Raw genomic sequence first — 21,900 nt, forward strand, 5'->3', positions numbered from 1 at the left:
TCCTGTCCGTCTGTCGTGCTGGCCCCCATGGGGCAGGGTGGTTGGCGCGTGTTGTGGCGCGCATCATGCCAGTGCCTTCAACCCGGTGGCGAGACATTTGAGCATGACCGAGGGCAGGGCGGCTTTGCGGGCCTGGGCGGGGGGCAGCAAAAACCCCTCCGCCACCTGCTGGTTGGAAAACTGTGGCACCTGGCCTGCATAAACAACCAGTTCCAGCGTAAAATGCGTAAACACATGCCGCACCGGACCCGCCACGCGCCATGCTGCCGGGGCGGGCGCATGGGCCAGGGCTTCGGCCTCGGCCCAGGGGGTGGGCCGCCAGTCGGTGCCGGGCAGTTCGGTCATGGCGGCCAGCAGGCCGGTGTCGGGGCGGCGGCGCAGCAGCACCTGCCCGGCACTGTCCATGGCCAGAAAATGCACGCCATGGCGGGTTGGCCGCACCGCCTTGGGGGCCTTGCGGGGTAGCTCGGCGGCGGTACCCGCCGCATGGGCTGCGCAACTCTCCTGCCAGGGGCACAGTCCGCAGGCGGGCGTGCGGGGGGAGCAGAGCGAGGCCCCGAGGTCAAACAGGGCCTGTGCAAAATCCGACGGGCGGGCCTGAGCCTGGGGCTGTGTGTTCAGTTCCGCCGCCAGCCGGGACAGAAGGGGGCGGGCGGCGGGGAGTGGCTCGTGGGTATTGGACAGGCGCGCGGTAATGCGTTCCACATTGCCATCCACCGGCACCACGGGCACCCCAAAGGCAATGGCTGCAACAGCTGCGGCAGTATAGGCCCCAATGCCGGGCAGCGTTTTCAGCCCCGCGACATCCTGCGGAAAGCCGCCCCGCTCGGCAACAGCCTGCGCGCAGGCATGCAGGTTGCGCGCGCGGGAATAATAGCCAAGCCCCGCCCAGGCGGCCAGCACGCTGTCCCGCTCAGCCTGGGCCAGAGCCTCGATGGTGGGAAAGCGTTCCAGAAAAGCCTGATAATAGGGTATGACAGCCTTGACCGTAGTCTGCTGGAGCATGATTTCACTCAGCCAGACATGGTAGGGGTCTGCCACCTGTCCCGCCTGTGCCCGCCACGGCAATGTGCGGCGGTGTCTGTCGTACCAGGCAAGCAGGGCAGGGGCGGAAGGTATGATCACGGAGGCAGTTATGGCGAAGGAACCCGCAGCGGGCAAGCCGGGGCGCAAGGCAGCGGGCAGTGCCCGCCCGGCGGAGGAGCAGCCCCCCCCGCCCCGCAGGGCCTGGGCGGCGCGGAGCCTGGCTGCGTTATTGCCCAATGTGACGGCCCCGGCCTTTCGCCGTCGTTCCCCCACAGGGGCGCGGCTTCTGGCCTGCTGGGCCGATGTGGTCGGTCCCGCCATTGCCGCGCAGAGCACACCGCGCAAACTGTCGGCAGGAACCCTGACCATTGCCTGCCGTGGTCCCGTGGCTATGGAATTGCAGCACCGGGCTGAAATGCTTGTTGCCCGTATCAACACCTGGAGTGGTGAATCTCTGGTTGCACGGCTACGTTTTGTGCAGGACCCCACTGCGGGCACCAGTATGCTCCAGCCCCGCCCGCACCGTGTGGAGGTCCCCCCCTGCACCCTGTCACACCTGCCAGAAGGTCCGCTGCGTTCGGCGTTGGAGGCACTGGGCACAGGGATCGGGCAGGAGCAGGCCCAGCAGCGCCGCCCGTTGGCACGGGGCGGGTCCAGGGGGCCGCAGGGCAGTCGCTGAGTGTTTCAGGCAGTGGGGTCTGGCTGTATGGGATGATGGTTCTGCCCGAAAACACAGCCTGAACGGCAAAACTCCAAAAGTACAACAGGCTGCGGCCTTGTGCCGCCTTCGGGCTTTTTCATGGTATAAAGCCCGATCATTGCATTATGGGTCATGGTTTTGGAAATGAACGATACACTCGGTGACAGCACACAGGCATCTGCTTCCACCCTGCTTGTCACAGGGGCGGATGCTGCTTATTTTCCGCTGATGCTGGAACTGGTTTTATCAATCCGGCAGCACCCGCAGGGGAAAGACCAGCCCATTGGCGTGATTGATGCAGGGCTGACGGAAGAACAGAAAGATATTCTGGCCGGTCAGAACTGCCTTGTCCGCAAGTTTGAAAATCAGACCCCGCGCATAGAAAAAGCCATTGCCAAACGCAAAGCCCTGACCGTCAATCTGGGCAAGCTGTGGCTCGATGTCATTTTCCCCGAATATGACCTGCTGGTGTTTCTGGATGCCGACACATGGGTGCAGGACTGGACCGCCATAAGCTACCTTGTGGGGGCTGCGGCGGAAGGGGCGCTGGCGGTTGTCGGCTCCTGGCACCGGTATCGGGACAGCCTGCCTGTGCGCTGGTATCTGGGGCTTGTGCCGGTTTATCGGTCTTTTAACTTCAAGGCGGCCTATCACGCCCATCTGCCCCTGTCCGTTATAAAAACAATGAGCCGCTGCCCGGACCTGAACGCAGGTGTTTACGCCCTGCAACGTACCGCCCCGCACTGGCAGCGGATGCGCGCATGGCAGGATGTCATTCTTAAAAAAGGCAGGCCCTTTACTTCCGACGGTCTGGCCATGGCGCTGGTGTGTGGTGTGGACGGGCTTGCCCTGCAAAGAATGCCCGTATTCTGCAACTATACGGAACAGCCTGTTTATGATGACAGGCAGAAGCTGTTTCGGGACAGTTTTTACCCGCATGCTCCTGTCGGGATTATCCATCTGGCCGCCCAGAAAGCTGTCCGGTTCGACCCGGCCGCAACCCTGACATATTATAACCTTGCCGGGGAGGAACACCGCATCAACCCCCGCTATAACCCGAAGACCTTCCGTATCGGCTGACGGTCTAAAAAACACAGCCCTGTAGCCTGCCCCGGTGGTGCTGGCTGGCATCTTCTGACACTGTGGGGACAGTTGCCCCATGAACGGAAGCCCATGTCAGACCCAAGTTCCCCCACACGTGCGCAGTCGGCCAGACCTACCCAACACCAATGCGGGCTGACGGTTCTGTCACTGGTGTCGATCCTTGTCGGGCTGGTGGCGGGCGGGATCTGCGGGGTGTTCCGGCTGATGCTGGAGCAGGCTGATACACTGCGTACGGCGCTGGCGGTGCATACGCTGCATGGTTTTCCGGCGGGTATTCTGCTGGTTGTGGCTGTCAGCCTGACATCCTTTGTCGCGGCGTTGATGGTCAAGCGTTTAGCCCCGCTGGCGTCGGGCAGTGGCATCCCGCATGTTGAGGCCGTGCTGGCGGGGTCTGCCAGAGCCGCCACGGTCTGGCTTATTCCTGTTAAGTTTGTGGGAGGGCTGCTGGCCATTGGGGGTGGGCTGGCGCTGGGGCGTGAAGGCCCAAGTGTGCAGATGGGGGCCACAGCGGCCCATGCCATCGGGCGTGCGCTGCGGCTGGGGGCGGCAGACTGTCGGGCCTTGCTGGCGGCTGGGGCCGGGGCTGGTCTGGCCACGGCATTCAATGCGCCCGGTGCCGGAGCCATTTTTGTGCTGGAAGAACTGGTCGGCAAGTTTGAGGCCCGCACGACATGCTCGGCCCTTGGGGCATCGGTCTCTGCCATTCTGGTGGCCAATTTCCTGCTGGGGGGCAGCCCGGATTTCGTGGCCCCTCATGCGCCGATTGTTATTGATGTTTCAACACAGTTTCTGTTTTTGCTGACGGGTCTGGCGACTGGTCTGTTGTCGGTGCTGTACAACCGCACCCTGTTGCTGACCCTGCAACTGGGGGAACGTCTGCCCCTGAGTGTGGAAACCCGCGCGGCACTGATTGGTTTGCTGGCAGGTGTGCTGGTCTGGCAGGCTCCCCATCTGGTTGGGGGTGGGGATTGGGTGACACAGGCCTGTCTGAATGGCACCTTTGCCTGGACGGTCATTCCTGCCCTGTTTGTCATGCGGCTTTTGTTCGGGTCGCTGTCCTATGCGGCGGCAACACCGGGGGGGCTGTTTGCCCCCATGCTGGCTCTTGGTGCTTTGTCAGGTCTTGGTTGTGGTACTATGGCCCACGCTCTTAATTCGACATTGGCTGGTGATATCTGGCCTTTTGTGATTGTGGGTATGGCAGCCATGTTTGCGGGCTCTGTCCGCGCACCGTTGACGGGCATTGTGCTGGTAACGGAAATGACCAATGCCACAAGCCTGCTTTTGCCTTTGCTGTCAGGCAGTTTTGCCGCCATGTTTGTGGCGGATGGGATGAGGGAGGCTCCGATTTATGAAGCCCTGCGGATAAGGGCGGCGTCGGATATACGGTAAAATCCGTCCATAATGGGTGTTGTCTTTGAAGCTTTTTGGAAAAAGCTTTACCAAAAACTTTTTATTTTTTCTGTAAATTTGTTCTTCATAATATAATCGGGATGAAGGGGCCTGTGGTCCCTTCCGGGTTTCAGGGCAGAGCCCTGACAAAAAGAACAGGCCAGAAAAAAGGGGTGCAGCCGGTTATCCCGACTGCACCCCTTTTCTGTATCAGACTGTTAGCCAGCCCTACCTTCAGGCCGGGGTGGCAGTGTCCTCCCACTCCGACAGGGGCGGGCAGGAGCAGACAAGGTTGCGGTCGCCGTAAACGTTATCAATCCGGCTGACCGGCGGCCAGTATTTGGTGGCAGGGTGTACACCGGGCGGAAAAGCCCCCTGCTGGCGGGTATAGGGGTGCGGCCAGACATCGGCAGTCACCGTTGCAGCCGTATGGGGGGCATGGCGTAGGGCAGAGTGCTCTACTGCGGTTTCCCCCTGCTCAATGGCCGAAACTTCCGCACGGATGGCCAGCATGGCGTTGCAGAAACGATCAAGCTCGGCCAGCCCTTCGGATTCCGTCGGCTCGATCATGACCGTGCCCGCAACCGGAAAGCTGACCGTGGGGGCATGGAAGCCAAAATCCACCAGCCGCTTGGCAATGTCATCAACACTGACCCCGGTGCTGTCCTTGATGGGCCGCAGGTCCAGAATGCACTCATGCGCCACACGGCCCTGCGCACCCCGGTACAGCACGGGGTAGGCCTCGGACAGGCGGCTGACAATGTAGTTGGCATTCAGGATTGCCACCTGTGTTGCGCGTTTGAGCCCGTCATCCCCCATCAGGCGGATATATGCCCAGGAAATCGGGAGGATGGAGGCCGAGCCAAACGGGGCCGCGCTGACCGCCAGCGCCTGCGGGCTGGTCGGGTTGGTGGGCAGGTAGGGGGCCAGATGGGCGCGCACGCCAATCGGGCCCATACCGGGGCCGCCCCCGCCATGCGGGATGCAGAAGGTTTTGTGCAGGTTGAAATGGCTGACATCGCCGCCGTAATCCGCCGGGCGGGCCAGGCCCACCTGTGCGTTCATATTGGCGCCATCAACATACACCTGCCCTCCGGCGTCATGCACCAGATCGCAGATGGTGCGCATGTTTTCTTCAAACACACCATGGGTCGAGGGGTAGGTGATCATGACTGCCGCCAGTGTTGCCGCATGGGCAGCAACCTTGGCGCGCATATCTTCGAGGTCGATATTGCCGTGGGTGTCGCAGCGGACAACCACAACCTGCATGCCTGCCATCTGGGCCGATGCCGGGTTGGTACCATGGGCCGAGGCCGGGATCAGGCAGACAGTCCGCCCCTCATCCCCTCTGGCGCGGTGGTAGGCGCGAATGGCCAGCAGCCCCGCATATTCCCCCTGCGCGCCGGAATTGGGCTGGAAGGACACAGCATCATACCCGCTGATGGCACAAAGCCAGCGTTCCAGATCTGCCAGCAGTGCCTGATAACCCCGCGCCTGATCAGCTGGAGCAAAGGGGTGCAGGTCGCAAAAGCCGGGCCAGGTGATGGGCAGCATTTCCACCGTGGCGTTCAGCTTCATGGTGCAGGACCCCAGCGGGATCATGGTGCGGTCCAGCGCCAGATCCTTGTCCGACAGGCGGCGCAGGTAGCGCAGCATATCGGTTTCCGACCGGCAGGAGCGGAACACGGCCTGCTGCATGAAGGGGGCCGCACGGTCCAGCCCAGCGGGGAGGGCAGCGGGGCTTGCGGGCAGGGTCTGGGCCACCTGGGCGACGCGGGTGCTGTCGGTGCAGAAAACAGACCATACGGCCAGCACAGTCCGCGCGCTGGAGGTTTCATCCAAACTGATGCCAACCCGGCCAGCCCCACTGTCACGCAGGTTCATGCCTGCTGCGCGGGCGCGTTCGAGCAGGGCGGGGGCGTTGTCGCCAGCCTGTACGGTGATGGTGTCAAAGAAGTGCTCGGTTTCCACCACGCACCCCAGAGCGCGCAGCCCTGCGGCCAGTGTGGCGGCCAGACCATGCACGCGCCGGGCGATGGCAACCAGCCCGTCCGGCCCATGGTAGACAGCATACATCCCGGCAATAACGGCCAGCAGCACCTGCGCTGTGCAGATGTTGGAGGTCGCCTTTTCCCGCCGGATATGCTGTTCGCGCGTTTGCAGCGCCAGCCGGTAGGCAGGGCGGCCTTCACTATCAACAGACACACCAACAAGCCTGCCCGGCATGCTGCGCTTGTAGGCGTCGCGCACGGCCATATAGGCTGCGTGGGGGCCACCAAAGCCCATGGGCACGCCAAAACGCTGGGTGGAGCCAATGGCAATATCCGCCCCCAGAGTGCCGGGGGCTGCCAGCACGGTCAGGGCCAGCGGGTCTGCGGCCACAACGGCAATGGCACCGGCAGCGTGCAGGGCCTCAATAACCGGGCGGGGGTCGGTAATCTGGCCCGATGTGCCGGGGTACTGCACAATCGCGCCAAATACATCAGCCGCAGTCAGGTCGGTGGCGGGGTTGCCCACAATAATGCCAAAGCCCATAGGCTCGGCGCGGGTTTTCAGCACCGCGATGGTCTGGGGGTGGCACTGGGCATCAACAAAAAAGGCAGTGGCGCGGCTGGTGGCAACACGCCGGGCCAGTGCCATGGCCTCGGCCGCAGCCGTGGCTTCGTCCAGCAGCGAGGCATTGGCAATGTCCAGCCCCGTCAGCTCTGTCACCATGGTCTGGAAGTTCAGTAGGGCTTCCAGCCGGCCCTGGCTGATTTCGGGCTGGTAGGGTGTGTAGGCTGTGTACCAGGCCGGGTTTTCGAGAATATTGCGCTGGATGACCGCAGGCAGGATGGTGCCGTAATAGCCCTGCCCGATCAGCGATGTCAGCACGGTGTTCTGGTCTGCCAGCGCGCGCAGGTGGTCCAGCACGGCGGTTTCGCTCCAGCCATCCCCCAGGCCCATGGGCGCGGTGGTGCGGATGGCGGCAGGCAGGGTCTGGTCTGTCAGCGCGTCGAGCGATGCCACGCCAAGGGCGCGCAGCATGGTGTCCTGATCATGCGGGGTGGGGCCGATGTGGCGTGCGGCAAACGCGCCGGGGGCCGCCTTGAGGCCCGCAAAGGCGGGCAGGGCATCGAGGCCCTGGCCTGCCACAGGGTTGGGGCCGGAAGCGTGGGAATACATGGAGTTCTTCCTGGAAAGGGAGACGCAGAAACAGGGCAGGGGCGGCCCCCGCCACCGGGTAGTCTGGCCCGCCTGCGGGCAGGGCTGGTAAAAGCCACCCGCAGGCAGAGCACCACAGCGTTAGGCGATCAGCGCCTGATAGGCCGCAGCATCCAGCAGGCCGCTCAACTGGTCAGGCGTGCTGAGACGCAGGCGGAAAATCCAGCCAGCCCCTTCCGGGTCGTTGCTGATCTGGGCAGGGTCGTCCGCCAGGGCGGGGTTGCTGCCGATAATCTCGCCATCGACCGGGGCATAGATGTCCGATGCCGCCTTGACGGATTCCACAACTGCGGCGGCCTCACCGGCCTTGACGGTGGTGCCGTTGGGGCGGGCCTCAACAAACACCAGTTCGCCCAGCGCGTCGGCGGCGTGGCGGGTAATGCCGACAATGGCCTCTTCGCCTTCGATACGCAGCCATTCGTGTTCGGATGTGTAATAGACGGTCATGGGTTTTGCTCCTGCACATCTGTGTGCGGCTATGAAAATGGTCTGGAAAAGGGCGTATCCACGCCCGAAGGATCAAAAACTAGCGGCGGAAACCCGCAGGGACGAACGGCAGCGGGCTGACGGTGCAGGCAACAGCCCGGCCCCGCAGTTCCGCCGCCACTACGGTGCCTGGGGCGGCCTGTGGGGTGGCCACGTAGCCCATGGCCACCGGGGCATCCACCGTGGGGCCAAACCCGCCGGAGGTGACAGTCCCCAGCTTTTCAGCCAGAGCCGGGGTGGCATACAGGGGCGCACCGCCGCGGACAGGGGCGCGCCCTTCGGGCCGCAGGCCAACACGGCGGCGGGTGGTGCCGTCTTGCAACTGGGCCAGAATGATTTCGGCCCCCGGAAAGCCCCCTGCGCGGGCCCCCCCCGTGCGGCGGCTTTTCTGGATGGACCATTCCAGCGCGGCTTCCACCGGGGTGGTGGTTTCATCAATATCCGCGCCATACAGACACAGCCCGCCTTCTAGCCGCAGGCTGTCGCGTGCGCCAAGGCCAATGGGCCAGACATAGGGCAGGTCCAGCAGGGTGCGGGCCAGGGTTTGGGCATGGGTGGCGGGGATGGAAATTTCAAACCCGTCCTCGCCCGTATAGCCCGAGCGCGAAACAACACAGGCGACCCCGGCCAGTGTCAGGGTCTGCACGTCCATAAAGGCCATGTCCTGCACGGCGGGGGCCAGTGTGGCCAGAGCCTGCTCGGCCATGGGGCCTTGCAGCGCCAGCAGGGCGTGCGTGTCCAGCGGCTCTATGGTGCAACTGTCGTCCAGATGGGCGCGCAGATGGGCAATATCGGCGGCCTTGCAGGCTGCGTTGATCACCAGCAGCAGGCTGTCGGCCTCACGGATGACCATCAGATCGTCCAGAATACCGCCTGCGGGGTTGGTAAACTGCGTGTAGCGCTGGCGGCCGGGGCGCAGGGCCACAATATCGGCCGGGACAAGGCGTTCCAGCGCCAGGGCTGCGTCTTCCACCACGCCGGAGCGTGCGCGCAGGCGCACCTGGCCCATGTGGGAGACATCAAAAAGCCCGGCCTGTGCGCGCACATGCCGGTGCTCGGCCATAATGCCCGGTGCGTACTGCACTGGCATGGCATAGCCCGCAAAGGGGACCATGCGGCCCCCGTGCTCAAGATGGAGGGTGTAGAGGGGTGTCCGGTGGAGAGAGTCCGTATCCATGCGCCGCTTCCAGCAAAGGCCCGGACCCTGATCCGTACATAAAAAAAGGGCACCGGACCGTATGGTCCCATGCCCCTTCTGTGCCTTGTGCCTGAGATCGCTATCCCGTCGGCGGGTGCGGCTAAGCACCTCTCTCCAGAAGTTTAAAGCGCAGGGTCCTTTTGCCTGAGAGTTTCCGGGGCGGTTGCTCCTTCGGCGCTGGCTCTGGGCCAGTCTCTCCCTCTGCGCGGGCGCACCGTCGCACCCTTTTCACGGCAAGTCAATGCTGTGCAAAGGGCGCGCAGGTGGCGTGCGTCAGGCCTTTGTGCCGGGCAGGTGGCGGGCAATATAGGGCGGCAGATTAAACGACCCGACATGGATTTCAGGCGTCCAGTACTGGGTCTTGCCTTCCAGCCCTGCGGCACGGGCGCGTGCACGCACCTGCTCGACATCCTGCTTGGCCAGGCTTTCGCCCTTGGAGGCAATGCCCAGGGTCATAAAGCCGCCAACATAGGTCGGCACAGCCGCCACATAGGCCGAAACCTGCGGGAAGAAGCGCGCGCGCCGCACGCTGGTGTCGTGCAGTTCGTCCGCCTGCATGAAGGGCACGCCGCACTGGTTGACAATAAGCCCCTGTGCGCTGAGCACCCGGGCACAGTGTTCGTAAAATGAGTCGGTAAACAGGACTTCGCCCACCCCGATCGGGTCGGTGCTGTCCACGATAATGACATCAAACGACCCGTCGGCCGCGCGGGCCACGTAGTCGATCCCATCACCCACGATCACTTCTGCTCTGGGGTTGTCCCAGGCGTCCTGCGCGATGGAGGGGAGGTGCTGTTTGGAAAGTTCGATGACAGTGCCATCGATTTCGACCATGACGGCCTTTTCCACACCAGGGTGTTCAAGCACGCGGCGCAGCACGCCGCCATCACCGGCACCAATAATCAGCACCCGCTTGGGGTCGGGGTGGCTGAACAGGGGCACATGCGTGAGCATTTCCTGATAAACGAATTCGTCCCGCTCGGTGATCTGCGTCACACCGTCGAGCATCAGCACGCGGCCGTGGGATTCGCTTTCAAAGACGACAATGTCCTGAAAGGCGCTGCGTGTGCGCGCCAGTTCCTTGACCACGCGAAAACGCTGGCCCCAGTTGTCGTAAAGGGTTTCTTCAATCCATGTTTCGGTCATGACTGCCATTCCCCGGACGTGGCGGAACCGGCCTTGCCCGCGGTGGGGCAAAGCCGGTTCATGCCGTTCAAAAACACTGTCGTGCGTGGTGCGTGCTGGCCGATGCTCAGGCCGTTACGCGGCCACGGCGTTCTTCGCTGACATCAAGCCGCTTGGCCTGGAACAGCCGCTGCATGACCGGGATGGCCATATGCGGGTCACAGGCGCCACACATGAAGATATCCACGGCGGCGAAGTTGCGTTCGGGCCATGTGTGGATGGAGATGTGGCTTTCTGCCAGCACCACAACGCCAGACACGCCACCATTGGGCGTGAAGTGGTGGAAGTGGCTGTGCAGGATTGTGGCCCCGGCTGTCAGCGCGGCTTCACGCAGGGTCTGGTCGATCCGTTCTGGATCATCCAGGTTTTTCGCACCCCACATGTCAACAAGCAGGTGAGTGCCTGCGAATTTTTCGCCGTCACGTTCTACGAAGTAGTCTGTACGCTCTTCTTCCGTTGTTGCAACGGGAGCGGAAATTGTCTGGTTATTGCTCGGGTTTTCCGAGACCATCCCCAGTTGAGCAAGTGCGTTCATCGACGTACCCCTAAACCAGTAGACAGCCTGTTGGGCGGGTATCGCCCCCTTGGGCCAAGAGCCGGTTTGGTAAAAGCTTATACCCCGCTTTGCAAGTAATAAATGCGACGTGTCATCGTTTTTTCACAACTCTTCATGGTTGGCGCGGTGGTGTGGCGGGGCTGGGCGCTGTCAGAGGTGTGGGGGTTTGGGGGAGGGGCGTGCGCCCGTTCACCCATGTCGTAAGCCTTTGGAGTGTTGCTGAATCTCCTGCCGCCAGAGCATCGGCCGCCAGCCTGTGCGCCAGGGTGGCCTGGGCCGGGGTCAGGCTGCCGCGCTCGGGCAGGGCATGGCTGGCCAGACGGCCAAGCACAAGCACGGCCTGGGGCCATTGGTGCGCCTGCTCATACAGGCTGCCACGCAGGGTAAGCCCTGCATCCGATTCGTCCTCGGCCAGCAGTGTTTGTGCCCCTGCAATGTCTCCCCGCTGGGCGGCCAACAGTGCCTCATCATACCGGCGGCGGGCCAGCAGGTCGGTGGGCAGGTGTGGCTGTGCGCCGCGTTCCAGAGCTTTCAGAGCCAGTTGGACATGCCCTGTTGCCAGCGCGGCCCGGGCCAGCAGTTCTGCCGTATCAGCTTTTTGCTGGGGGTCCCGTGCCAGAAATTCGGCGCGGGCCAATACGGGCAGGGCATCCGCCGCATGGTCATTGTCCAGCAACTGGCGGCCCCAGCCCGAGAGGGCCTTGGCCAGACCGGGGCTGTCCTGCAACTGCGGCAGGGTGCGGTGGATCAGGGCCGTGCGGGCGTTGTCATGGGGAGTGGTGGTGAAGATGAGGGCGTACAGGACCTCCCGCCAAGCGGATTGGATCTGGTCGGTCGGTGTTGTTTCGCCGGGGGTCAGGGTCGCCAGTTCGGTTATGGCCTGCGGGATTTGCCCAGCCCGTATGGCGGCACGGGCATGGGCCAGATGCAGGGCAGGCAGCGCCCCTGCGGGCGGGCCTTCCGCCCCGGCCAGCAGGTGGGCATAGGCTGTGGTGGCCATGGTGGGGCTTATGCGGTCATGGGCCAGTAGTAGGCCCACCAGTTCGGCCCTGGCGAAGGAAGCTGTGGTGGCGGAGGCCGAGGCTGTCAGGTTTTCCAGCGCAACGCGGGCAGTCTCTTCCCGCCCGGCCCCTCCGGCGCGGAGTTCCAGCAGGATACGGGGCAGGGCAAAGCTGCTGGAATCCGGCAGGGGCGCAGGGACAGCCAGGGTGTCAGCCGGGCCAAAACGGGCCAGATAGGTGGCCATACGCGGCAGCAGCAGGGCACGCAGCGGCATGGGGTAGTGGGCCACAATGGGGTAACTGCGGGCCACCAGCGGGGCGGTGAGAGTGCTGTCCGCACCGCTGGCCATCAGAAACAGCGCGCGCCAGGGGGCCAGTTCCGGCCCGACCAGAACATCAGCCTCGGCCAGCAGGCCTGCGTTGTCAGGGTGGCCAGCCAGCAGGGCAGCACAGGCGCGCAGAATGGGCACGGCCCAAGCGTTCTGGTCATGCGGGCCGGTTGGGAGTGTGGCAGGGCTGTCGCGGAGCAGGTCCCAGCTTTCCTGCCAGTGTCCGGCGGCAAAGGCTGCTTTTGCCGCTGTCAGGCGCAGGGGCCAGGGTACCGCTGCCAGTGCCGGGGTGGCGGGCTGTGGGCTGGCGGGTTTTTTCCCATGGGGTTTGCGGCGGGGCGGCGGCGGGGGCTCGGCCTGATCGTCCGCCGGGTCGGCCGGTGGGGTTTCTGCAACAGGGGTGGGCTGGTGCGGGGGGGCGTCCGGTGTATCGGCTGTCGCTGTCGCTGTCGCTGTCGCTGTCGCTGTCGCTGTCGCTGTCGCTGGGGCGGGTTGCGGGGCAGCGGGCTGTTGTGGCGGTGGGGTGGGGTCTGTGGGGGTGTCTGGGTCGCCGGATGTATCCCAGGTGACGGTTTCGGCATCATTGTCGGCCGTGGCGGCGGGGGCCGTTGGTTGGGGGGGCTTGCTGGCAGGGGGCTGGGGTGTGGGCGCGGTGTCCTCATGCACTTCGGCTGCGGCTTCTTCAGCATCACGGGCGGCTTGCTCGGCTTTGCGCTGGGCTGCAAGCCGGGCCTTGCGCGCTGCGGCCTGTGCGGCTTTGCGGGCATCTTTCAGGCTCTTGTCCAGCGCGGTGCGGGCAGCCTGCCAGCGTTGTTCCAGCACGTCCTGGGGGGCGTCATCCAGTCCCAGCCAGGCCCATAAGGGGTCGGAACTGGCGGGTGGCAGGGGCAGACCCGCAAGGGCGGGGTGCAGGCCCACAGCCTCCAGCACCGGCCCGCGAGAGGTTTCCCGCAGGGCCAGCCCTGCTGTGCTGTCGGGCAGCACAAGCCCCTGGAGGGAGGAGTGCAGCGTATAGCCAGCCCCGCTGCTCCGGGCTGTGCCGCCTGTCACAATGGGGGCTGTGGCGACAAGCATCTGCCCACCGGTTGTTGCGTCAGGCAGGGTGATGACATGGCCCCCGGCCACGCCGGTAAACAGCACCAGCCCCGGCAGGGCCACGCCGCGTGGGCCTTGCCCGGCATGGTCTGGCTGGGCTGTCAGCCGCCAGCCTGTGGAGTCATGCATAGCGGAGAGCTGGGGCAGGGCGTGGGCATCCAGCAGCAGGAGGGTGGCATTGGCTAGTGGGATAACCTGCGCGGTAGCAAATGGCCCTGTTGCGGGCATTGTCAGGGGGGCAAGGGGCTTGTCCACCACCACAATCAGGTTCTCACCGTTGGGGAACACGGCCAGCCCTGTGGCACTGTCACAGGGCAGGGTCAGGGTGGCGGGGTGGGCCTGTGCTGTGGCGGCATGGGTCGGGGTGGCGGAGGGGGTGCCTGTGCCTGCCACCGCGCACAGCAGCATCAATGTCGCGCGCAGCCGCCTGCCATTCTGGCGTGCCACGCCCTTTAGTGCCTGCCCGGTTGCTGACGTGCCCACGTTGGTTGCCCCTTTCTGTTTCGCCCAGACCACCCCTGCATGACAAAATCCACCTCTGCCGCTAGACTGGGTGGGCCTTGGATACGCCAGACAGGAGCGGCACGATGCTGGACCGTTTTACCAGCATGCAGGTTTTCGGGAAGGTTGTCAGTGCAGGCAGCTTTAGCGGGGCCGCGCGTGTGCTGGGGCTTTCCCCCACGATGGTCACCAAACATATTATTGCGCTGGAAACCCGGCTGGGCACACCGTTGTTCAGCCGCAGCACACGCAGGCTGTCGCTGACCGAGGCTGGGCGGCTGTTTTTGGAAGGCAGCCAGAAAATACTGGCCGATATGGAGGCGGTGGAGCAGACGGTGGGTGACCAGCAGCGTGAACCGCGCGGGCTGTTGCGGGTTAATGCGCCGGTCTCTTTTGCCATACGTTATGTGGCCCCATATCTGCCGGGGTTTCGGCAACGCTACCCGCAGGTCACGGTGGAACTGGGGCTGAACGACCGCCCGGTGGACCTGATAGAGGAAGGCTGGGACCTTGCCCTACGGATCCGTCAGATGCCCTCCAGCGCGTTGCGGAGCCGCAAGCTTGCGGCCATTCGTATGGTTGTGTGTGGGGCCCCGGCCTATTTTGAGCAGGCAGGCACCCCCCGCACGGTGGATGAACTGAGCCAGCACCAGTGTCTGGGCTACACGCTGAGCGATGTTAACAGCTCGACCCGCTGGAGTTTTGGCCAGAAGGGGGAAAAGAGCGTGCCGGTCAGCGGCCCCTTGTGTGCCAATAATGGCGATGTCCTGCGAGAGGCCGCCGTTGCAGGGGCAGGGATTGTGTACCAGCCGGTGTTTGTGGTCAGCCACGAGCTACAGTCCGGCAGCCTGCGGGCGCTGACCCTTGATTATGCACCGCTGGTGGGCCCCAACCTGCATGCGGTGTATGCGCCTGGGATCAGCACACCGCTGAAGGTAAGGGCCATGATTGATTATCTGGCCGAGTGTTATGGGCCGGTGCCCCCGTGGGAGCAGGACCTGTCCTTCTGCAAGGAATAAAGGCCTTTGAGTGTCACCCTGTTTTTAAAAGGTGACGTTTATTAAGAGCTTTTGAAATATTTTCTTAACAATACATGCGCCTGTTGTGCAGGTCGGTCAGCTTTTTTTGCTGGCCGCCTGCTTCTGCATGGCCTCCATGATTTCACCCACCCGGACCATGTCGGCGCTGGAAGGGGCGGGCCTGCCAAAAAAGTAGCCCTGCCCCAGGGTGCAGCCGTCAGCTTTGACGCGCTCGTACTGGGCTTGTGTTTCCACCCCTTCGGCTACTGTCTCGACCCCCAGTGTCCTGCCCAGTTGGGCGAGGGTACGTACAATGGCAGCGCAGTCGTCACGCTCGTCACCATCCTGCACGAAGGAGCCGTCGATCTTGATCTTGTCAAAAGGAAAGGACCGCAGGTGCGACAGTGAGGAAAAACCTGTGCCAAAGTCATCCAGACAGATGCCAACCCCAATTTCATGCAGGGTCTGAAGGTCGCGCACGCTGTCGGCCTCGTGCCGGAGCAGGGCGGTTTCCGTCACTTCGATGTTCAACCGGGCAGGGGGCAGGCCGGTTCTGGCCAGTTCGGCCTGCACCAGATCGGGCAGGCGGACAAGGCCCAGGCAGGCGGCAGAAACATTGGTGGCAACAATGGCTCCGTCCTGCCAGTTTGCGGCCTCGCGGCAGGCGGTGGCGAAGACAAAGGCATCCAGTTCCTGAATAAGCCCGGCTTCCTCGGCAACGGGAATGAAATCACCCGGTGAAATCCAGCCACGCTCTGGGTGGTGCCAGCGGATCAGGGCTTCACGCGCGACAACCCGGCGTGTCGTCAGGTCCACAATGGGTTGATAGAAAACAAACATATCCCGCTTGTGGGGCATGGCCTCACGCAACAGCCCTTCCAGGCTGGCGCGGCGCTGGTGCTTGTGCTTCATCTGCGGCACAAAAACACGGTAGCTGCCTTTGCCGCCCTGTTTGACATCGTGCAGGGCCATATGGGCATGCGCCAGCAGGGTGGTGGGGTCTGCGCCATGGTCGGGGGAAAGGGCAATCCCGACTGAAACACCAATCTGGTGGCGGCCCCATTCTGGCAGGGTCAGGGGTTCCTGCATGGCGCGGATAATGCTGCGGGCTGTGTGTTCGGCCTGGCAGGGCGTGCATTCGGGAATGAACAGTGCGAACTCATCCCCGCCCATGCGGCCAACACAGCCTCCCTGCTCGCGGCTGATGACTTCCAGCTTATGGGCCACCATGCCCAGGATCGTGTCGCCCGCCGTGTGACCGTAGCTGTCGTTGACGTGTTTGAAACCGTCCAGATCGACCAGAAACAGGCCGTCGGCCGGAGGGGTGCCAGGGGGGCGGGGGCGGGCCAGATCGGTCGCCAGTTCGCCAAAAAAAGTCGGTCGGTTTCGTAGCCCTGTCAGAATGTCGTAGCGGGCCAGCCGTGTCATGGACTCTTCAGCCCGGACCTGCGCTGTCACGCGCGACCATGTCAGCATAGGCCCGACATAGGTGCCGTCCTGGCCAGTCACGCAGGAAATGGACAGGTCCAGCACTTCCTCACCCAGGCGCAGGCGGGTGGAATAGGGCAGGTTGGCGGGGTTTGTTATCAGTTCGCGCTGGTAGGGCAGGACATCATTGAAAATATCGATGCTACAGCCAATAAGCCCCTCTCCCCCGACAGGGAGCAGTGCCTGAAGGGTGCGGAAGATGGTGGCTGCCGTGTCATTCACATAGGTAATAAGGAAGGTGACGGGGTCAACCATCATCACCCCGACCGGCACCTGGTCGAGCATACGCCGGAACAGTCCCACGTCAGGCCGCTGTGGTGCCGCGTTGTCTGCCACCCCGTTGGCAGCGCCCAGATAGTAGCTTCCGGGTATGTTCATCGCGCTCATGATTCATTTATGCCTGAGTGTTCGGGTTCCGGTGCGAAGTGGGGCCTGTAACGGTGGAGAGCATCATTAACGATCGTGAAATTTGTGAAAAATTAACGTTTTTTCATGGGCTTGTCAGCCATCATCAGGCGTCTTTAGCATAGGCTTCATAAACCAAATGCCGGGCCAGGCATAAGGTTGCTATTTTCATTACGCCGTAACATGTGCGTCGGTGCCCCGGATGGAGGCCGCGTGGGGTCATCTGCGGCAGGTAAAGCCCCTGTGCAGTACGGGCCATGGGTCTTTGCCCCTGCTGGAGACTGGGTTTTTTGCGTGCCAGCAGGTTCCGCCATGCTGGCTTGTGTATGTGCAAGCCCGGACGGATATGACGATATAAGGCTGTAAATTTTTTGTAGGGGGCCATCGGGCACAGCGGCTACGCCTGCGATGGTCAGACCAAAATGCAGCCCGTGGTGCCAGGGGGCAGGGCTGGCAGACATGATTTTGTCACGGATTTGTGTGGGTTAGGGCCGAATCATCCCGCCTTGCGGCTGGGGGTTAACCCGTTTCTTGCGTCGCCAATCAGCCGCAAAAAAACCTGCCAACCCGGAGCGGGCAGGCAGGGTTAAGAATCTTGGGAGGGGAAACTGGTGGTTTTATGGTCACTGTCCCTGTCGGGGCAGTCGCCATAAAACCCGGTCAGAGTTCCGACGCGTTATTCGTCGTTGAAGGTAATATGCTCGCCACCCTGTGCAGGCGGGACGACGGCCGGAGCCTGAGCAACCTGAGTGCCAACATCACGCTTGGCCCAGGCTGTCATAACCTGCTGGCGCAGGTCGGGGGCCGGGGCATTGGTGTTGTGGTGGCCGTAAATAAAGCCATAGGTCGGGTAGATGGACCCATAGGTGCCCGAGCGGCTGTTAAGCGACACGCGCACGGCCGACCAGTCATTGTTGGGTGACACGTCAATAACGTTCACGTTGCGGCTGACACCGGCCTGTGCCCAGTGGGACTGGTCGATGGTGATGGTGCGGTTGTCAATAACATTGCGGACAACAGCCACATGGCCCAGCGGCATGCGGCGTGTAGCGCGGAAGTTCAGCACACTGCCCGATTCCGGTGCATGGCCACGGTCATACACACCGGCAGCGTTATGCCACCAGTCCCGCGCATTGCCACGCAGCACAACATCGGAGGCGCTTTTGGCATAGGCAACGCACTGGATGACATGGCCATAATGATGGCTCATGGCAGTGCGTGTGTAGCCATGGCTATGGCCGCGACGGGCAGGAACGTGGAATGCGGTATTGTGCACGTTGTGGTGTGCCACGGCGTGGTGCGTGGTGGCATGGTGTGCAGCAGAATGGCTGCTGCGGGCGTCGGCTGCGGTGATGAAAGCGGAGGCGGACAAAACGGACAGAACGGCCAGCTTCAGTTTTTGCATTCTAGACCGTCCATGTCGCATAGGTGTTCCACCTTTCCTGGGTTTTTCGCGAGCCTGACCTTAAGACTGAGACCACCTATAAACGTTCATGCAGATCAGGCAAGCTCTCATTGCGGAGCAAAAAGGCGGAACAAACGGTTTGCAATTCTGGCCGCTCTTAAAATGAGATTATAGGAAATAATTCCTATAATCCGCCACAAATTCACCCTAATTCGTTTTATTTTTTGGATTTTACGGGAACAGGCTCAGGCAGCCTGTGGGCAGGGTGCAGGTTCCGACGTGTTGGGGATTCGACACGGCTGTGGCTTCAGTGCCACGGTTTTCGGGGGCACCAGTGGGTAGGCGTGTGGCCCACCCACTGCGCCAGGCACAGGGGTGGGCCACGGTCTGGCTTATTTGGTCGTGATCAGCATGATTTCGACCAGCATGCGCGGGTCAGCCAGAACGGCCTGCACACAGGCGCGCACAGGGGCACCGTTTTCCGGCAGCCATGCGCTCCACACCTTGTTCAGCGTGTCGCGGTCGTTGATGTCCTTCAGCCAGATCTGGGCCTGCAGCAGGCGGGTGTTGTCGGTGCCGTGCTGCTCCAGCAGGGTGTCGATCTGTTCCAGCACGTCGCGGGTCTGGCCTTCGACATCCAGGTCGAGGTTGCGGGCCACAACGCCCTGGGTGAACACAAAGCCATGATATTCCACAGCGGCGGACAGGACGGGGTTGGGGTTGGTACGCAGGATCTTGCTCATCGGATGTGTTCTCTTTTTCCTATAAAGTCTTGGCACCGGCCCAAACCGGCGCGGTACAGGGGACAGTTTTTGGCGTGTCCTGTCGCGCGGTCAACCACCTGTGTCATGGTTGCCTCCATCCCGGTGGGGGCTGGCCCTTTCGGGCACATTCTGTAATCACTGTCAGAAGGGCGGATGCCCCTGTGGCGTGCCGCCCGTTCAGACAGCGGAAAGGAAACTGTCGATGACGGAAGCTCAGGACGGACTGGTTGTTTACGTTGTGGCCGATGCAGCAGGCGTGCGGTTCCTGCACGATACCGGCACGGCACTACGCGTCGTGCATGAGTTTGGCAGCCACGGGCACGAAGGCACGCCCGGCAAACTGCCCGCTGGTGCGACCCCGGCTGATCGGGACCGTGATGCGTTTGGCCGCGTTGTCGCCGAGGAAATGAACGGCATGGTCGGCAAGGCCGCAGGGTTTGTGCTGGCTGCCCCCGCCCCTGTGCTGCACAGTATCCGCAGCCATCTGGACAAGGCCGCGACAGCCAAGCTGCTTGTTGGCCTGTCCAAAGACCTGGGCGGTATCCCCGCGCATGACCTGCGCACGCATTTTGACATTCCGGCTACGGGCTGGGTTCTGCCGGGCTGAGGTGCCCCGGCGGTAGAGGGAGACAAGACGTATGCATGTTGCCTATCCGGGCATGCAGCTCACCATTATTCCGGTCACGCCGTTCCGCCAGAACTGCTCCATCCTGTGGGACGAGGCCACGCGCCGCGCCCTGGTGGTGGACCCTGGCGGAGATGTCCAGACCCTGCTGGCCTTTGTGGCTGACAAGGGGCTGGAGGTCGAAACCATAGCCCTGACCCATGGCCATCTTGACCATGCGGGCGGGGTTGCGGCGCTGTGTCGTGGGCTGGTGGCGCAGGGTCAGCCTGCGCCCGAGGTTGTCGGCCCAACGCAGGAGGATGCTTTTCTGCTGTCCTCCATCGTTGATCAGGCCCGCCACTTTGGCCTGACAGATCTGGAAAACGCCCAGGTGGACCGCTACACGCAGAATGGTGACACCCTGCATGTTGTGGGCCGCGCCTTGCGGGTGTTGCATGTGCCCGGGCATACGCCGGGGCATGTGGTGCTGGTGGACGAGCAGGCCCGGGTAGCCTTTGTGGGCGACGTGTTGTTCCGGGGCACGGTTGGCCGGACGGATTTTGCCTACGGGGATGGTCCGCTTCTTGTCCGCTCGATAAAGGAAAAACTGCTGCCTCTGGGGGATGACATTATCATCATTCCGGGGCATGGCGGTGCATCCTCCCTTGGGGCGGAGCGGGCAGGCAACCCGTTTCTTACGGGTGCATGAAGCGGAAGAGGAAACAAACGGTGCGGCGTAAACTGTGCATGGGCCTTATGGCCGGTCTGGTGGCGGGGCTGACAGTCAGCACCCTGCCCGTTCTTGCAGCCGAGGAAGGGGGCGAGCCAACACAGGCCCAGGCTACTCTGCCCACGCAGGAACTGGCCATTGTTTCGGCCAACGGGCGGCATGTTTTTACAGTGGAGGTGGCCACCACCCCACGCCAGCAGCAGGTGGGGGAGATGTTCCGCACCGCTGTTGCGCCAACTGGGGGCATGCTGTTCCCCTGGGGGCAGCCGCAGCAAAGCGAGATGTGGATGCGCAACACCCTTGTCCCGCTGGACATCGTGTTTATCGGTTCCGACAAGCGCATTCAGGCCATTACTGAAAATGCGGTGCCGCAAAGTCTGGCGCATATCAGCAGCCATGGGCCGGTTGTGGCAACACTGGAACTGGCCGGGGGCACCACGGCCAAGCTGGGTATCGTTGTTGGGGATAAGGTGGAAGCCGCGTCCCTCAAGTAAGGAACAGAGACAGCCCGGCCCGGTGTTCCGGCTGGGCTGGGTTATCTGGCAGGCGGGGGGCTGTCCCGGACAGGGCATTGAATGTCCTGCGGGCAGGCTCCAAGCAATAAGGCTGCGATCTTGACGCTTCTGGTAACCGGCGCGGCCGGATTTGTGGGATTTCACGTAACACGCGCCTTGCTGGAACGGGGGGAGCGCGTGATTGGCGTGGATAGTCTGAACGCCTATTACACGCCCACTCTCAAACAGGCCCGGCTGGCACTGCTGCGCCATCATCCCGGTTTTGAGTTCCATGAGGCGGATCTGAACACCGAGGGCTTTCTGCCCGGTCTTGCTGCGCGGGAGCCCGATATCCGTGGGGTCTTCCATTTTGCGGCTCAGGCCGGGGTGCGGTATTCCCTGCAAGACCCATATGCCTTTGCCGATGCCAACGTGCGCGGTCAGGTTGCGGTGCTGGAGTTTGCCCGCAGGCTGAACCGGCTGGAGCATCTAGTTTATGCGTCCTCATCGTCCGTTTACGGGCGCAATACAAAGCTCCCCTTTAGCGAGAGCGATCCGGTGGATGCGCCGGGGTCGTTCTATGCTGTCAGCAAACGCAGTGCCGAGCTGACATCCTCTGCCTACAGCTATCTGTATGGTCTGCCGCAGACAGGGCTGCGGTTCTTCACCATCTATGGCCCATGGGGGCGGCCCGATATGGCGTATTACAGCTTTGCCAGGGCCATTACCGAAGGCACGCCGCTGACACTGTATGACGGTGGCGACCTCCAGCGGGACTTTACTTATATTACGGATGTCGTGCGCGCCGTGCTTGAGGTGTTTGAGCATCCGCCAGAACGTGGGGGTGCCCGGGTGCTCAATATCGGCAACGACAGGCCGGAATCTGTCCGCTGTCTAGTGTCCCTGCTGGAGCAGGCCCTGGGCCGCAAGGCGCAGATAGCCCTGCGCCCCCGCCCGGATGCCGATGTGGAGCGGACATGGGCCGATATCAGCACCATCCGTGCCCTAACAGGCTGGAGCCCCAAAATCTGCCTTCAGGAAGGTGTGGAGCACTTTGTAAGCTGGTTTAAGCAGCATCAATGTCAAACATGACCGTTTTGTAATCTTTCGGATAGGGTGATTTTGTTTGTTTTTGTGGGTTTATGACTCGGGTTTGGAGTTGGTTTTTCCTTATTTTCTGGGAGTTTGAGATTAATTTAGTGCGGGGGTTGACT

General features: G+C 62.7%; 18 protein-coding genes and 1 riboswitch. Of the genes, 8 read left to right on the forward strand and 10 right to left on the reverse strand.

What is annotated here, in order from left to right; translation table 11 throughout:
- Positions 1-63 precede the first annotated feature (63 nt).
- A complete protein-coding gene (locus FLP30_RS04985) occupies positions 64-1,125 on the reverse strand; it encodes an A/G-specific adenine glycosylase (RefSeq protein WP_210419313.1) in 1,062 nt (353 codons plus the stop codon).
- 10 nt (positions 1,126-1,135) lie between these two features.
- On the opposite strand from FLP30_RS04985, the gene FLP30_RS04990 reads away from it, so the two are divergent.
- The 3 genes from FLP30_RS04990 (at position 1,136) to FLP30_RS05000 (ending at position 4,222) form a co-directional block, all read left to right on the forward strand.
- Positions 1,136-1,705: a DUF721 domain-containing protein gene (locus FLP30_RS04990; RefSeq protein ID WP_210419344.1), complete on the forward strand. Its 570-nt coding sequence runs from the start codon at positions 1,136-1,138 to the stop codon at positions 1,703-1,705.
- 165 nt (positions 1,706-1,870) lie between these two features.
- On the forward strand, positions 1,871-2,806 hold the full coding sequence (locus FLP30_RS04995) for a glycosyltransferase (protein ID WP_149278849.1): 936 nt from the start codon (positions 1,871-1,873) through the stop codon (positions 2,804-2,806).
- Positions 2,807-2,899: 93 nt separating this feature from the next.
- The gene (locus FLP30_RS05000) at positions 2,900-4,222 is read left to right on the forward strand and encodes a chloride channel protein (protein ID WP_149278850.1); all 1,323 of its coding nucleotides are present in this window, start codon (positions 2,900-2,902) and stop codon (positions 4,220-4,222) included.
- A 234-nt stretch (positions 4,223-4,456) separates the two neighbouring features.
- On the opposite strand, the gene gcvP is transcribed toward FLP30_RS05000, so the two are convergent.
- The 6 genes from gcvP to FLP30_RS05030 all read right to left on the reverse strand — a co-directional run bounded on the left by gcvP (position 4,457) and on the right by FLP30_RS05030 (position 13,759).
- On the reverse strand, positions 4,457-7,387 hold the full coding sequence (gene gcvP / locus FLP30_RS05005; protein ID WP_149278851.1) for an aminomethyl-transferring glycine dehydrogenase: 2,931 nt from the start codon (positions 7,385-7,387) through the stop codon (positions 4,457-4,459).
- Between the two features lie 120 nt (positions 7,388-7,507).
- On the reverse strand, positions 7,508-7,873 hold the full coding sequence (gene gcvH / locus FLP30_RS05010) for a glycine cleavage system protein GcvH (RefSeq protein WP_149278852.1): 366 nt from the start codon (positions 7,871-7,873) through the stop codon (positions 7,508-7,510).
- Between the two features lie 79 nt (positions 7,874-7,952).
- Positions 7,953-9,089, reverse strand: a complete 1,137-nt coding sequence (gcvT, locus tag FLP30_RS05015; protein ID WP_149278853.1) for a glycine cleavage system aminomethyltransferase GcvT — start codon at positions 9,087-9,089, stop codon at positions 7,953-7,955.
- 144 nt (positions 9,090-9,233) lie between these two features.
- A riboswitch (glycine riboswitch) is annotated at positions 9,234-9,321 on the reverse strand.
- 62 nt (positions 9,322-9,383) lie between these two features.
- Positions 9,384-10,256 (reverse strand): polyamine aminopropyltransferase, encoded by an 873-nt coding sequence (speE, locus tag FLP30_RS05020; RefSeq protein ID WP_149278854.1) that lies wholly within the window; start codon positions 10,254-10,256, stop codon positions 9,384-9,386.
- Between the two features lie 106 nt (positions 10,257-10,362).
- Complete coding sequence (speD, locus tag FLP30_RS05025) at positions 10,363-10,830, reverse strand: adenosylmethionine decarboxylase (RefSeq protein ID WP_149278855.1); 468 nt, start codon at positions 10,828-10,830, stop codon at positions 10,363-10,365.
- A 133-nt stretch (positions 10,831-10,963) separates the two neighbouring features.
- Positions 10,964-13,759 carry a hypothetical protein gene (locus FLP30_RS05030; protein ID WP_149278856.1) on the reverse strand — a complete coding sequence of 932 codons (2,796 nt, stop codon included), beginning with the start codon at positions 13,757-13,759 and terminating at the stop codon, positions 10,964-10,966.
- 104 nt (positions 13,760-13,863) lie between these two features.
- Here FLP30_RS05030 and FLP30_RS05035 point away from each other — a divergent pair, with 104 nt between their 5' ends.
- A complete protein-coding gene (locus FLP30_RS05035) occupies positions 13,864-14,796 on the forward strand; it encodes a LysR family transcriptional regulator (RefSeq protein ID WP_149278857.1) in 933 nt (310 codons plus the stop codon).
- Positions 14,797-14,892: 96 nt separating this feature from the next.
- Here the strand turns inward: FLP30_RS05035 and FLP30_RS05040 are convergent, their stop codons facing one another.
- From FLP30_RS05040 to FLP30_RS05050, 3 genes are all read right to left on the reverse strand, one after another.
- Positions 14,893-16,671, reverse strand: a complete 1,779-nt coding sequence (locus FLP30_RS05040; RefSeq protein WP_149278858.1) for a putative bifunctional diguanylate cyclase/phosphodiesterase — start codon at positions 16,669-16,671, stop codon at positions 14,893-14,895.
- Positions 16,672-17,365: 694 nt separating this feature from the next.
- The gene (locus FLP30_RS05045) at positions 17,366-18,094 is read right to left on the reverse strand and encodes a CHAP domain-containing protein (protein WP_210419314.1); all 729 of its coding nucleotides are present in this window, start codon (positions 18,092-18,094) and stop codon (positions 17,366-17,368) included.
- 392 nt (positions 18,095-18,486) lie between these two features.
- Positions 18,487-18,837 (reverse strand): RidA family protein, encoded by a 351-nt coding sequence (locus FLP30_RS05050; protein ID WP_149278859.1) that lies wholly within the window; start codon positions 18,835-18,837, stop codon positions 18,487-18,489.
- Positions 18,838-19,060: 223 nt separating this feature from the next.
- Here FLP30_RS05050 and FLP30_RS05055 point away from each other — a divergent pair, with 223 nt between their 5' ends.
- From FLP30_RS05055 to FLP30_RS05070, 4 genes are all read left to right on the forward strand, one after another.
- A complete protein-coding gene (locus tag FLP30_RS05055; RefSeq protein WP_149278860.1) occupies positions 19,061-19,465 on the forward strand; it encodes a baeRF12 domain-containing protein in 405 nt (134 codons plus the stop codon).
- A gap of 31 nt (positions 19,466-19,496) precedes the next feature.
- The gene (locus tag FLP30_RS05060; RefSeq protein WP_149278861.1) at positions 19,497-20,171 is read left to right on the forward strand and encodes an MBL fold metallo-hydrolase; all 675 of its coding nucleotides are present in this window, start codon (positions 19,497-19,499) and stop codon (positions 20,169-20,171) included.
- 38 nt (positions 20,172-20,209) lie between these two features.
- Positions 20,210-20,686 carry a DUF192 domain-containing protein gene (locus FLP30_RS05065; RefSeq protein ID WP_246856625.1) on the forward strand — a complete coding sequence of 159 codons (477 nt, stop codon included), beginning with the start codon at positions 20,210-20,212 and terminating at the stop codon, positions 20,684-20,686.
- 120 nt (positions 20,687-20,806) lie between these two features.
- Positions 20,807-21,778 carry an NAD-dependent epimerase/dehydratase family protein gene (locus FLP30_RS05070; RefSeq protein ID WP_149278863.1) on the forward strand — a complete coding sequence of 324 codons (972 nt, stop codon included), beginning with the start codon at positions 20,807-20,809 and terminating at the stop codon, positions 21,776-21,778.
- Positions 21,779-21,900: the final 122 nt, after the last annotated feature.

It is taken from the genome of Acetobacter vaccinii, assembly GCF_008365315.1.
GTDB classification, from domain to species: Bacteria; Pseudomonadota; Alphaproteobacteria; order Acetobacterales; family Acetobacteraceae; genus Acetobacter; species Acetobacter vaccinii.